This is a genomic window from uncultured Propionibacterium sp. (assembly GCF_963539965.1).
In the GTDB taxonomy this organism is placed as follows: Bacteria; Actinomycetota; Actinomycetes; order Propionibacteriales; family Propionibacteriaceae; genus Propionibacterium.
In genome coordinates this window covers 1-12,587 of record NZ_CAUTOU010000062.1, presented here as the reverse complement: position 1 = coordinate 12,587, position 12,587 = coordinate 1, and the positions used below count along the sequence as shown (strand labels likewise).

The following is a 12,587-nucleotide window of genomic DNA, read 5'->3' as shown; positions in this document are numbered from 1 at the left end:
CCCCCCGGCCCCCGCCCGCGGGGCGCGGGTCCGATACCCAGCCCCCCCCGCACCACCCCCCCCCCCCCCCCGCCCGGGGGGGGGGGGGGGGCGGGGGGGGGGGGCCCCCCCCCGCCGGAATCAGACTGATCCCGCATCGGATGCACATCTCAGTCAACGACAACAGGGCCTGTTCACAGCACTCCACGACGGTGCCTCGGCCAAGGGGCGACGAGTCTTACTCATGACCCCATGGACAAGCATCGACGATCAGCTCCACGGCCAGTAGACGACAGCTATCGCGCGGAACCCCCACACGTCATTCAGGGGAGCGTGCCCTGCACCATTGGTAGCGCTGGCAAAGCCGGCGATTTTCGTCAGAGTCGGTGCCTCGTACATGTCACAGCCTCCTTTCTGTTCTGTCAACCCGTCTGCGCAATTCCTGCGCGTCTCCAATGATTCCCCGACCTCTTCTCGTCCTGTCAACCTCCGTGCCCCCGGTTGACAATGAATGATGTCAGGGCGGCTGGTGAATTGTCATGATGTGATGACGACCGGGGAGTCCGCGGCCCGGTGGCCGCACCGGGCATCGGCGGGATGACGGAGCCGGCTCCGGCCATGGCCGGTGGCGATCCCCGCCGGTGGCGATCCCCGCCGGTGGCGATCCCCGCCGGCTCCCGTGCTGCGCGTCGGGCTCCGCGGCGGGGCCGTCCCATGATGGGGCCGGGCTCCGAGCGGGGGTTCTGGCCCGGGGCCGTCCGCGGCCGGACTCGTCCCACGCCCGTGCAACGGCCCCCGCCGGTCCGCTGCACGACATCATCACGGCTGCGGACCGGGACGGTGTATCGTCAGCCTCATTCACGAGGCTTGGTGGTTCACCGTGCGGAGGGATGCTCCATGATTCATCATGGTTCCTTCGTGTCATGGGGAAGGAACACGTGTCTTCTCGCGGCATTGAGCGTGGCGGCGATGTCGATCAGTTCTCCGGGGCAGAGAGGCCCGGCGCCGTCGGCGCCGGCGCGATGCCTCGCCTTGCTGGTGATGGTCATCGGTATCGCGGCCATGGCGGCGCGGGCGAATCATCCCCTCCTCGCCCTGTCGGTGGAGACCGGCGTCTGCCTCCTGGTCCTGGCCGCCGGCCTTCGCTCGGAACCGAGCGTGGCGATACCGTACCTGGCGGTTCTCCACACGTGCATTGCACGATGCGACACGCGCCGCGCGACCGTCAGCGCCATCAGCCCGCTGGCTCTCGCAGCGGCGGCCGCTGCGGGGCCGGACCGCAACGACGGCCTCCTGTGGGCCGGGCGCGCGGGGGTCGTGCTCTGCGTGGCAGCAGCGGGTCTCATGACGCGGGTGCGACAGTCGCAGCGGGAGTCGTTGCGCAGGGCGGAGCAGGAGCGTCTGCGCGCCGACAGGATGGCCGAACAGCGCGACCGCGCCCTGGAGCGGGAGCGGCTCGCCTTCCGGCTGCATGACAGCGTGGGCCACTGCCTGACGACCATCATCGCGCTGTCCGAGGGGCTGTCGGGGTTCTCCATGCAATCCGATTACGTCAGGGCCGTCCGGGGAATCAACTCGCTGGCCCGTGAGGGGCTCGGGGAGGCACGACGGGTCATGGAATCCCTCAGTACCGGGCAGACGCCCGGCCCCGGTGATTCCGGCGACGCCGTCGTCGATCCGGGGCCGGCGGCCGGAGCGCCGCAGGAGTGGGACGCCATCGGGGAAGTGATCGACCGCGTTCGCGCCTCGGGCATCGTCGCGGACTTCACCGAGGAGGGGGTCCGGCCCTCCGGTGGAGGTTGCCGCGAACTCTGCTTCTTCCTGACGCGCGAGGCGCTGACCAACTGCCTTCGCCACGGTGCGGGCATCACGCATATCACGGTCCTGTGGCAGCACCGCGGTGACGGGAGCACGCGAGTCCTCGTCGAGGACGACGGCATTGCGCAGAGGCACGAGGGGCCGGGGGACGGCGGCACGGGACTGCGCCGATACCGTCGTCTGATCCTCGGACGAAGAGGGGATTTCTACGCCGGTTCGCCGAACGGCAACGGCTGGGTGGTCGATGCCACCATCGCCCCGCTGCGCGGCGAAGAGGCGGCGGCATCATGATCCGGGTCATGATCGTGGACGACCACGAACTCGAGCGCTTCGCCCTGTCCCTGCTCGTGCGCAGGGACCCGCAGATCGATGTCGTCGCCGAGGCGGGCGACGGCCAGTCCGCGCTGGACGCGATCGCCAGCTTGGCGGACCGGGGCCTGCCGGTCCCCGACGTCGTGCTGATGGACGTGCGCATGCCGGGGATGGACGGGACGCAGGCGACGCGTCGGATCATCGAGAGGTTCCCCGGAGTGCACGTCCTGATCCTGACCACGTACGACCAGGACGATTACGCGTTCAAGGGGCTGTCCGCAGGAGCCATGGGCTTCCTCCTGAAGGACGCGAGGGCGGAGGACATCACGCACGCCGTCCACGCCCTGGCCGAGGGGGAGGCAGTGCTCACCCCGCGGATCACCCGCGAGGTCCTGGATCGGACGAGCGAGCTGAGCACGACCGACGAGCAGAGGCGGCTGGGGGCGCTGTTCGCCGATCTGTCCCCGCGGGAGCGGCAGGTCGTCGAGCTGATGGCCGATGGCAGGTCCAACAGTGAGATAGCCGACGCCATGGTCATCCAGGAGGCATCGGTGCGGCGCAGCGTCAGCAGGATCCTGACCAAGACCGGGCTGCGGGACCGGGTGCAGATCATCTCGACCTGGTACAAGGCCGGGCGGTGACGCCCCGGAGCGGCCGGCGGTCGTGCCCGCCGGTGCACGGATGCGGCGCGGACCCGCGGGCCCGCGCCGCATCCGATCACTCGAGTACTCAATTGACCAGCTGCTGCCTCTTCACCTCGACGGCGCTCTCGGCCTCGGCGCAGACGCGCTCGAGATCACGCCCGATGCCCGCCGCCGAGTAGGCCGCGAACAGTCCTTCGACGACCGGGGCGGCCAGCAGCCTCGTTCGTTCCGCGAGTTCCGGCTCGAGGAACTCGACGGCCGTCTGGGCGCTCATCACGGCGCTGCCCAGATCCATGAGGACGACGACACCCTCGCCGTCATCGGCCCGCTCGACGGCCTCGACGATCGCCATGGCGTTGGTGCCGAGGGTGCCCTCGGCGGTACCGGCCGCCGTCTCGAGGCGCACCTGCGAAGCCGGCATGAGGCGCCTGGTCAGATCGACGACGGCGTCGGCCAACTGGACCGAGTGCGAGACGATGACGATACCGATCATGCGGCCTCACCCGCGATGGCCCGCGCCAGGGCGCCGAGGATGAGGGCGGTCGAGGCGGCGCCGGGGTCGATGTGCCCCGCCGAGCGCTCCCCCAGGTAGGAGGCGCGGCCCTTGGTGGCGATCATCGGCTCGGTGGCATCGCGGCCCGCTGCGGCGGCCTCGGCCGCCGCAGCGGCCGCTCCGGCGATGTCGTCCGGATGCGCCGTGAGGGCGCGCAGGGCCGGGTACCAGGCGTCGAGCATCGTCTTCTCGCCCTCGACGGCCTTGCCGCGCTGGACGAGCCCGCCGATGCCCGCCTCGACGGCGGCGGCCAGCGTGGCCGAGTCGATCTCGTCCCTGCCCGCCAGAGCTCCTCCCATGCGCAGGAAGAAGGTGCCGTACAACGGACCGGAGGCGCCGCCGACGGTGGACACGAGGGTCATGCCCACCTTCTTCAGCATCGCATCGATGGCGGTGAAACCGCCGGCGTCCACGGCCTCGACCGCGGCGGCCATGCCCCGCTTCATGTTGGAGCCGTGGTCCGCGTCGCCGATGGCCGCGTCGAGCGCGGTGAGCTCATCGGAATGCTCGATGATCGCCGCGTCGGCCAGCTTCAGCCAGTCGACGAGGGTGTCCAGGGTGATCGTGGCCGCCATGCTCACGCTCCCCAGCGCAGGCCCGGCGTGTTCACCGGTGCGTCCCACAGGCGCAGCATCTCGTCGTCGGCGCGCACCAGGGTGAGCGAGCAGCCGGCCATGTCGAGACTGGTGATGTAGTTGCCGACCAGCGAGCGCTCGACCGCGACGCCCTCGGCCCCGAGCAGCTCGGCGACCTCGTTGTACATGACGTAGAGCTCGATCAGCGGGCTGGCGCCCATGCCGTTGAGGAAGGCGATGACGCCGCGGCCATCACCGGCGGGCAGCTCGGCCAGGATCGGCTCGGCGAGCTGGCGGGCGATCTCGGACGCCGGGGCGGCCTTCTCCCGGTGGCGGCCGGGCTCGCCGTGGATGCCGATGCCGATCTCCATCTGGTCCTCGGGCAGGTCGAAGGAGGGCTTGCCGTTGGCGGGAACGGTGCAGCTGGTCAGGGCCATGCCCATCGAGCGACCGTTGGCGTTGACGCGGGCGGCGATCTCGGCGACCTCGGCCAGGGGCCGGCCCTCCTCGGCCGCCGCGCCGGCGATCTTCTCGACGAGGACGGTGACGCCCACGCCGCGCCGGCCCGCGGTGTACAGGGAGTCCTCGACGGCCACGTCGTCGTTGGTGACGACCGAGGCGACCTCGACGCCGGACTCGGCGACGACCTCGGCGGCCATCTCGAAGTTCATGACGTCGCCGGTGTAGTTCTTCACCAGGTGCAGCACGCCGGCGCCCCGTTCGACGGCGGTGGTGGCGGCGACGATCTGATCGGGCACGGGCGAGGTGAAGATCTCGCCGGCGCATGCGGCGTCGAGCATCCCGGCGCCGACGAATCCGCCGTGCAGCGGCTCGTGCCCGCTGCCACCGCCGGAGACGATGGCGACCTTGCCCTGCTCCTTGGGCCGGGCGCGATAGACGATGTGCTGGTCGGGGTCGACGCGGAGATCCCCCGGATGCGCCGCGGCCATGCCCGCGAGGGCATCCGCAACGACGGTGTCGGCGGAGTTGATGAGTTTCTTCATGACACGAAGCTACCCCCATGGCCCCGTACGGGTGCTGGCGGCCGGGCCGAAACGACCGCTTATTCACAGCCGGGTTCGCCATCGGGGGCGGCCCGCCGCACCGTCGCGGTCCGGTCCCGGCGTCGTCACCGCCTCCGGGACCGGGCGGGGCCCGGTCAGCGACGACGTCACCGATCCGTCCGGACAGCCTCAGGGGCCGTGGGCGTCGTCGCCCTCCGGCGACCGGCTGACCGGAGTACGTCATGCGATAGTGTCGGCGTCCGTGAGAACCGCGGAGAGACCCCCGCACCGCAACAGCGCCCAGGGGCCGTCGTGAGTACGATCGGGCGCCGGCGCTACGTCACCCAGGCCGATGTGGCGCGCGCAGCCGACGTGTCGCGATCCCTGGTCTCACTGGTCATGCAGGGTTCCGAGCACGTCTCCGAGGAGAAGCGGCAGCGGGTCCTGCGGGCGGCGGCCTCCCTCGGGTACCTCAACAACGGGATCGCCACCTCGCTGGCGGGGAATCGGACGCACCGCATCATCGGCTTCCTGGCCCAGTCGCTGTCCAATCCGGTCTTCATCGACGTCTACGAGAGCCTGACCGAGCGGATGAGCGAGCAGAGCCACCGGGTCATCATCATGCAGGGCGGCCTCGACATCGCCGAGGAGGACCGCAGCCTCCGCGACCTGGTCACCCTGAGGCCCGACGGCGTCGTCGTGGCCGGCTACGCCGGATCGACGTCCGCCCTGGGGGCCGCCGTCAACTCGCTGCCGGTGGTCGCGGTCACCCGGCGGATCGAGATGGAGGGGGTCTCCAGCGTCTACTGCGACGACCTGCTGAGCGCCGGGCTGGCCGTCGACCACCTCGTCGGGCTCGGGCACCGTGACATCGTCCACCTGGCCCTGCCGGCCGACATCCCCTACGAGGAGCGCGCCCGGGGATTCCGGCGCGCCATGGCGCGCCACGGCCTGCCCGGTCGCGTGGTGTGCCCCCCGCTCAGTACCGGGGGCGCCGCCGACGCGATCAACGGGCTCGTCGGCACGGGAGATCTGCCCACCGCGGTCTTCTGCGGCAACGACGTCCTGGCGATGGGGGTCCTCGACGCGCTGGCGCAGCACGATCTGTCGGTCCCCGAGGACGTCTCGGTCATCAGCCACGACAACACGGTCATCGCGGGCCGGGCCGGGCTCACCTCGGTCGACCAGCACGCCCCGGAGCAGGGCCGTATCGCCGCCGATGAACTCGCCCGGATGATCGGGCACGACGACTCCCAGAACGCCCCCCGGGTGCACCGCCTCACCCCGAAGCTGGTCGTCCGCGGATCCACGGCGCCCCCGCGTCCCGGGCACGACTAGGCCGTCCTCCCGGCGGGGCGTGCCCCAGGGCGGTGCGCCCGGCAGCACCGGAGAGGGACGACATGTCCCGACCCCCGGCGCCTCCTGTGGCGGACACCGCCCCCGCATGCAACCGGCAGCACCCCCGGCCCCGCACCGCACTAGGCTCGGAACCATGTTCGACGCGCTTCCGCACCTGCCCGCCACCGAGCACCCCGAGCTGCTGGGCGAACCCGTTCGCAGGTTCATCCACCTGCTGCCCGGGGCACAGGTCTTCACCATCGATCCGGCGCTCTCCGACACCGAGACGCTGTGCAGGACCTACGGCGAGGACGAATCGACCTGCGGCAACTGCGTGATCGTCCGGGGCAGGCGCGGTGAGATCGAGCGCACCGTCGCCTGCCTGGCCCTGGCCACCACGCGCATCGACGTCAACAGGCTCGTCCGCAAGCGCTTGGACGTGCGCAAGTGCTCCTTCGCCCCGATGGCGGACGCCGTCGCCGAGTCCGGCATGGAGTACGGCGCGATCACCCCCGTCGGCCTGCCCGAGGCCTGGCCGATCTGGATCGACGCCGCCGTGGCCGCCGCCGGGCAGGTGTGCATCGGCGCCGGCACCCGGTCGGCCAAACTCGTCGTGCCCGGCCGCTCGCTGCTGGCCCTGCCGAACGCCGAGGCCGTCGACCAGCTGGCCCGCTGATCCGGACCCCGCCGGGCCGGCATCCGCGCCATGCCGCCGCAGGGGCCCGCAGACCATGCGGATTCCAGCCTTGACATGGGATTTCTCCACGTCCTTAGCGACCTGCCCGTTGATCTTGTCCTCACAGCGCTCACTAAACTGTTGCTCAGGAACGGGGGTGGAGGAACGTCATGACCAGCAGCTATGAACAGCCGCCGCGCGCCGATTCGCGGACCTACGCCGACGCCGAGGCCGAGTTGCAGCGCACTGGCCAGGCCGACTACGGCAATTGGGTGCCCGCCAGCCTCATGCGCCTCCTGCTCGGCCTCTCCGGCGCGCTGCTGCTGATCCTGGCGCTGCTGCTCGTCCTGTGGTCGCACCTGGTCGTCTTGATCATCGTCGGCGTCCTGTGCGCCCTCATGCTGACCCTCACCGCCTATCTGGAACTGTGCCGCAGGCTTTTCGCCTTCGACGGCGGCGGCCTCATGGGCGGTCTGCACGAGATGGTCGTCGACAACCTCGACTGGGACGGCCGGGGCAGGCTGCTCGACATCGGCTGCGGCGCCGGGGCGCTCACCATTCGCTGCGCCAGGGCCTTCCCCACCGGCGACTTCACGGGCATCGACCGCTGGGGCCCCGGGTGGAACTACGCCAAGGACCAGTGCGAGGCCAACGCACGGGCCGAAGGCGTCATCGCCCCCATCCGGTTCGTCAGGGGCGATGCCGCCCGGCTCGACTTCCCCGACGGCGCCTTCGACGCCGCGGTCAGCAACTTCGTCTTCCACGAGGTCAGAGGCCAGCCCGACAAGCGGGCGCTGGTCCGCGAGGCCCTGCGCGTCCTCCGCCCCGGGGGCGCCTTCAGTTTCCAGGACATGTTCGACCGGCCCAAGTTCTACGGCGACATGGGCTCCTTCATCCGGCAGCTGCGTGACGAGGGCATCACCGACATCGAGTACATCCCCCGCACCGAGGACGTCATCGGCGCGCCGGGCTGGATCAAGGCCCCCCGGTTGATCAGGGGCGCCGGCATCATCCACGGCCGCAAGTGATCCGACGAAAGGATTCCGGACGCGCCAGCGCAGCGGCGCCATCTCGTTTACAGTGGGGGCATGCACGTAGTGGTGTGCGGCGAAGCACTCATCGATCTCATCCCCGACAACTCCGTCCCCGGTACGACGCAGTCGAGCCTGTGGCAGGCCCACTCGGCCGGCGGCCCGCTCAACACGGCCGTGGCCCTGGCCCGTCTGGGCCTGCCCGCCCAGTTCCTCGGGCGGCTCGGCGGCGACGGCTTCGGCGCTCAGTTGCGCAGTCACCTGGCCGTCAACGACGTCGGCCTGGACCTGGCCGTGCAGACCGAGTCCGAGCCCACCTCGCTGGCGATCGTCAGCGTGGACTCCACCGGTCAGGCCACCTACACCTTCCACCTGCGGGGCACGGCCAACTTCAACTGGGCCCCCCAGGAGTTCCCCGAGCTGGGCGCGGACGACTGGCTGCACACCGGTTCGCTGATGGCCGTCGTCGAGCCCGGCCGCAGCGCCCTGCTCGACTATCTGTCCACGACGCCGGCGGGGCTGTCGTTCGACCTGAACGTGCGGCCCACCGTGCAGCCCGATCGCAGGCTCTACGGCGAGCTGCTCGACCCCTTCCTGAAGGTGCTCGGCGAGCGGGGGGGCGTCGTGCGGGCCAGCGACGAGGACCTGCACTGGCTCGACCCGTCCAGCGGTTCCTCCGCCCGCCGGATCGCCGCCGACCTGGCGGCCACCTACGGGCTGGAACTGGTCGTCGTCACGACCGGCGGCGAGGGCGCCTTCGCGGTCGGCGCCAACCGCGAGCCCGTGTCCGTGCCGGGCCTCCCCACCGCCGTGGCCGACACGGTCGGGGCCGGCGACACCTTCACCGCCGGCTTCCTCAAGGTGTGGCTGGAGGAGAAGAACCTGGTCGGGGCGATGCGCAGCGGCTGCGCGGCGGCATCGATCGTCTGCTCGCGCATCGGCGCGAACCCGCCGGACGCCGATGAGGTGGCGGCCCTGCTCGCCCGCGCCTGATCCCGTGCGTCCGGGCGCGGGGGTTCCGGCGTCTCGCCGGCCGGTCAGCCGCGCCTGAGGTGCAGCCTGCGCAGGAGCGGGCCGAGGAGGGCGCTGAACTCCTCGACCCTGAAGAGCCGCACGCCGATCAGGAAGAAGACGACGAAGACGGTGGCGCCCACGAGGTCGGCCAGGTACTGGCTGATGAGCCGGTCGTGCATCCGCCAGACGATGGTCGAGCCGACGAAGTAGGCGGGCACCCCGCCGAGGACCGAGGCGCAGAGCGTGCGGGTGTACAGGCCCAGGACACCGTGCAGGTCGAGCCCGCCCATCTGGCGCTTGGCGTAGGCCATGAAGACGAGGGCGAGCGTGCTGTTGCCCGCGAACATGCCCAGGCAGATCGTCACCACGCCGATCCGGGCGGGCACGAGCAGTGCGGCGAGGGCGAAGAGGATCTGCACACCGGTGACCAGGCACTGCATCCACAGATTGGTGCCGCCCTGCTCGGTGGCGAAGCAGTACTGCTGCTGCAGCGTCACGATCGTGTACGAGACGGTCGAGGCGACCATGAGGACGAGCACCCAGGCGGTGGCCGTGGCCTCGACCGGCTCCAGGCTCCAGTAGATGCCGCGCACGACGGGGCGGGCCAGCGCTATGAGCACGACGCTCGTCGGGATGATGCCGACCATCGGCAGGGTCAGGCCCTTGTAGAGCAGGTCCTGCATGTCCCTCAGCCCGGTGGACACGTCATTGCGGCGCTGCCAGGCGCGGGCGATCTGCGGGAACAGTGCGGTGAGGATCGAGAAGGCGATGAGCGAGTACGGCATCTGGAACAGCGTGTTGGCGTTCTGGTAGGCCGCGTAGCCGGCCACGTACTCGCCGTCGGGCGCCCGGTCGATCATGCCGGTGGCCACGTTCAGGATGAACAGGCCGCCGCCCTGGGCGATGCACAGGGCCAGGAAGGTGAGACCGGCGAACCGGCCGATCTGGCCGAGTCCGTAGCCGCGCAGGCCCCAGCGGGGCCGCCAGCGGAAGCCGCTCCTGACGAGCACGGGAACCAGGACGAGCGTCTGCGCGACGATGCCGAGTGTGGCCGTGCCGGCCAGCACCCAGACCATCGAGCTCGTCCAGACCGCAGGGTCGGCCTGCTGGCCCCACATGCGCAGGAAGACGAGCTCGCCGCCGATCGCGACGACGTTGTTGAGCACGGGCGCCCAGCCGTACGGGCCGAAGGAGCCGCGCGCGTTGAGCAGATTGCCGAAGACGGCGAAGACGCCGTAGAAGAACACCTGCGGCATGCAGAGGAAGGCGAACTCGGTCGCCAGGTGCAGGGCGGGGCCCTGCAACCGGGTGAAGACGCGCATGAGGACGCCGGCGCCGACCGTGCACAGCAGGGCCACGCCGGCGATGAGGGCGAAGGTGATGGTCAGGAGCCGGTCGACGAACTCCCTGCCGCCGTCGGGGCGCTTCATCGCCTTGGTGATCTGCGGCAGCAGGACGGCGTTGAGGATGCCGCCGGAGAGCAGCACGAGGATGTAGTTCGGCAGCGAGTTGGCCGAGCGGAAGGCATCGGCCGCCAGCGTCTGGCCGACGACCCTGACCAGCAGCATGGCGTTGATCATGCCCAGGACGCGGGAGATGAGGGTGCCCGAGGCCATGAGGGCCGAATTGCGCCCGAGGTTCCTGCGGTCGCGCTCGTCGAGCTCGTCCTGGCCCGCACCCCCCGGCGGGCCGCCGTCGCCACCCGCCAGTGGCGCCCCCGGCCCGTACAGGCCCGGGCTCACCAGACGCCCCACCCCGGGCAGGGAGTGCGCCAGGGCCTCGAGCTCGACGCGCGGGATGACGCGCGTCGGCTCGTCGTCGCCGTACGGATCGGGCGGCGACTCGTCGGCCCGCCGGGGGCGATAGCTCAACGCCCGCTGCCCGCGTAGACGACGGCCTCGCCATCGGCGTCGAGGCCGAAGGCGGTGTGTGCGGCGCGGACGGCGCGGTCGAGCAGATCGGCCTCGACCACGACGGAGATGCGGATCTCGGAGGTGGCGATCATGTCGATGTTGATCCCCTGCCCGGCCAGGGCGTCGAAGAAACGGGCGGTGACTCCCGGGTGGGTGCGCATGCCGACGCCGATGACGGAGAGCTTGCCGATCTGGTCGTCGTACAGGAGCTTCTCGAAGCCGACGGCCTCCTGGTCGGCCTTGAGCGCGTCGATGGCCCTCTTGCCGTCGCTCATCGGCAGTGTGAAGGAGATGTCGGTGCGTCCGGAGGCCGCGGAGACGTTCTGGACGATGACGTCGATGTTGATCTCGGCCTCGGCGACGACATCGAAGATCCTGGCGGCCTTGCCGACCTGATCGGGCACGCCCACAACGGTGATCTTCGCCTCACCGCGGTCAGACGCGACGCCGGTGATGATGGCCTGTTCCATCTCATTGCCCTTCCTGATGTCGGTGTGACCCTTGACCCAGGTGCCCGGCCGGTCGCTGAACGAACTGCGCACGTGCACGGGGATGTTCTCGCGGCGCGCGTACTCGACGCAGCGCAGGTGCAGCACCTTCGAACCGCAGGCGGCCATCTCCATCATCTCCTCGTAGGTGACCTCGGGGATCTGGGCGGCTGCGGGGACGATGCGCGGGTCGGCGGTGAAGACGCCGTCGACGTCGGTGTAGATCTCGCAGTACTCGGCGTCGAGCGAGGCGGCGAGGGCCACCGCAGTGGTGTCGGAGGCGCCGCGGCCGAGCGTGGTGACGTCCTTGGTGTCCTGACTGACGCCCTGGAAGCCGGCGACGATGGTGACATTGCCGAGTTCGAGGGACCTGTCGACGCGGCCGGGCGTGATGTCGATTATGCGGGCGTTGCCGTGCAGGCCCGTCGTGATGACGCCGGCCTGACTGCCGGTGTAGCTGCAGGCGGGCACGCCGAGGTCGTTGAGGGCCATGGCGAGCAGGGCGGCGCTCTGGCGCTCACCGGTGGTGAGCAGCATGTCGAGTTCGCGCGGCTGCGGCTGCGGGCTCACCTCCAGCGCGAGATCCATCAACTCGTCGGTGGTGTCGCCCATCGCCGAGATGACGACGACGACGTCGTTCCCGGCATGGCGGGCGCGGGCGATGCGCCGCGCGACCCGCTTGATGGACGCGGCATCGGCGACGGACGATCCGCCGTACTTCTGGACGATCCTGGCCATGGATTCCCCTCATGGATTGACGCAGCCAACTCTAGCGGGCCGACAGCCGCCCGCCGGGAATAGCATGGTCACGTGGACAAGCCCTCCCTTCGCATCGGCGACACAGAACGAGACGCCGCCGTCGAGCTCCTCCAGAGCCACTACGCGGCCGGCCGCCTCACCACCGAGGAGTTCGGCGAGCGCATGACGAGTGCGCTCGCCGCGCACTACCAGGCCGATCTCGACCTGTTGTTCACCGATCTGCCCTCCGACCCCCAGGCGCGCTTCTTCGACGAGGCGGGCCCGGTCGGGCGGGCCGCTCGCCCCAGCGAACTGACGCCCTGGCAGGCGCCGGCCCCCGTCGCCGCGCGGTCCGCCGGGCGCAGGGCGGCGGCAGCCGCCTTCAGCGCCGTCAGCGGTCTGATCTGGCCGGCGGCCATCATCGCCGTCCTGAGCGGCGCCCCGGTGCAGGTCCTGTTCCTCGCACTCGTGGTCTCCGTGGCCGCCGGCGCCGCCAGGAAGAGC

General features: G+C 70.7%; 12 protein-coding genes. 7 read left to right on the top strand and 5 right to left on the bottom strand.

Annotation, left to right across the window (positions count from 1 at the left end; translation table 11 throughout):
- The first annotated feature begins 1,020 nt into the window (after window positions 1–1,020).
- Together R2N01_RS09495 and R2N01_RS09490 are read left to right on the top strand one after the other, a co-directional pair.
- The gene (locus R2N01_RS09495; protein ID WP_316670584.1) at window positions 1,021–2,088 is read left to right on the top strand and encodes a histidine kinase; all 1,068 of its coding nucleotides are present in this window, start codon (window positions 1,021–1,023) and stop codon (window positions 2,086–2,088) included.
- 8 nt (window positions 2,089–2,096) lie between these two features.
- Complete coding sequence (locus R2N01_RS09490) at window positions 2,097–2,750, top strand: response regulator transcription factor (protein ID WP_316670583.1); 654 nt, start codon at window positions 2,097–2,099, stop codon at window positions 2,748–2,750.
- An 88-nt stretch (window positions 2,751–2,838) separates the two neighbouring features.
- Here the strand turns inward: R2N01_RS09490 and dhaM are convergent, their stop codons facing one another.
- From dhaM to dhaK, 3 genes are read right to left on the bottom strand one after another with little or no spacing between them, the layout of a single operon-like run.
- Window positions 2,839–3,246 carry a dihydroxyacetone kinase phosphoryl donor subunit DhaM gene (gene dhaM / locus R2N01_RS09485; protein WP_316670582.1) on the bottom strand — a complete coding sequence of 136 codons (408 nt, stop codon included), beginning with the start codon at window positions 3,244–3,246 and terminating at the stop codon, window positions 2,839–2,841.
- Window positions 3,243–3,881: a dihydroxyacetone kinase subunit DhaL gene (gene dhaL / locus R2N01_RS09480; protein WP_316670581.1), complete on the bottom strand. Its 639-nt coding sequence runs from the start codon at window positions 3,879–3,881 to the stop codon at window positions 3,243–3,245. Before dhaL ends, dhaM begins: the two co-directional genes overlap by 4 nt.
- A 2-nt stretch (window positions 3,882–3,883) precedes the next feature.
- Complete coding sequence (gene dhaK / locus R2N01_RS09475; RefSeq protein ID WP_316670580.1) at window positions 3,884–4,885, bottom strand: dihydroxyacetone kinase subunit DhaK; 1,002 nt, start codon at window positions 4,883–4,885, stop codon at window positions 3,884–3,886.
- 312 nt (window positions 4,886–5,197) lie between these two features.
- On the opposite strand from dhaK, the gene R2N01_RS09470 reads away from it, so the two are divergent.
- The 4 genes from R2N01_RS09470 to R2N01_RS09455 all read left to right on the top strand — a co-directional run bounded on the left by R2N01_RS09470 (window position 5,198) and on the right by R2N01_RS09455 (window position 8,923).
- Window positions 5,198–6,223 carry a LacI family DNA-binding transcriptional regulator gene (locus tag R2N01_RS09470; RefSeq protein ID WP_316670578.1) on the top strand — a complete coding sequence of 342 codons (1,026 nt, stop codon included), beginning with the start codon at window positions 5,198–5,200 and terminating at the stop codon, window positions 6,221–6,223.
- A gap of 154 nt (window positions 6,224–6,377) precedes the next feature.
- Window positions 6,378–6,899, top strand: coding sequence for a YbaK/EbsC family protein (locus R2N01_RS09465; protein ID WP_316670577.1), 522 nt, complete (start codon window positions 6,378–6,380; stop codon window positions 6,897–6,899).
- 170 nt (window positions 6,900–7,069) lie between these two features.
- The gene (locus R2N01_RS09460; protein WP_316670576.1) at window positions 7,070–7,927 is read left to right on the top strand and encodes a class I SAM-dependent methyltransferase; all 858 of its coding nucleotides are present in this window, start codon (window positions 7,070–7,072) and stop codon (window positions 7,925–7,927) included.
- A 60-nt stretch (window positions 7,928–7,987) separates the two neighbouring features.
- On the top strand, window positions 7,988–8,923 hold the full coding sequence (locus tag R2N01_RS09455) for a carbohydrate kinase (protein ID WP_316670574.1): 936 nt from the start codon (window positions 7,988–7,990) through the stop codon (window positions 8,921–8,923).
- A gap of 44 nt (window positions 8,924–8,967) precedes the next feature.
- On the opposite strand, the gene murJ is transcribed toward R2N01_RS09455, so the two are convergent.
- Window positions 8,968–10,815: a lipid II flippase MurJ gene (murJ, locus tag R2N01_RS09450; protein ID WP_316670572.1), complete on the bottom strand. Its 1,848-nt coding sequence runs from the start codon at window positions 10,813–10,815 to the stop codon at window positions 8,968–8,970.
- Window positions 10,812–12,083: an aspartate kinase gene (locus tag R2N01_RS09445; RefSeq protein WP_316670571.1), complete on the bottom strand. Its 1,272-nt coding sequence runs from the start codon at window positions 12,081–12,083 to the stop codon at window positions 10,812–10,814. The genes murJ and R2N01_RS09445 overlap by 4 nt, the downstream gene beginning before the upstream one ends.
- A 72-nt stretch (window positions 12,084–12,155) precedes the next feature.
- On the opposite strand from R2N01_RS09445, the gene R2N01_RS09440 reads away from it, so the two are divergent.
- Window positions 12,156–12,587 (top strand): DUF1707 domain-containing protein (locus tag R2N01_RS09440; protein WP_316670569.1); only part of this gene is annotated, 432 nt, incomplete at its 3' end.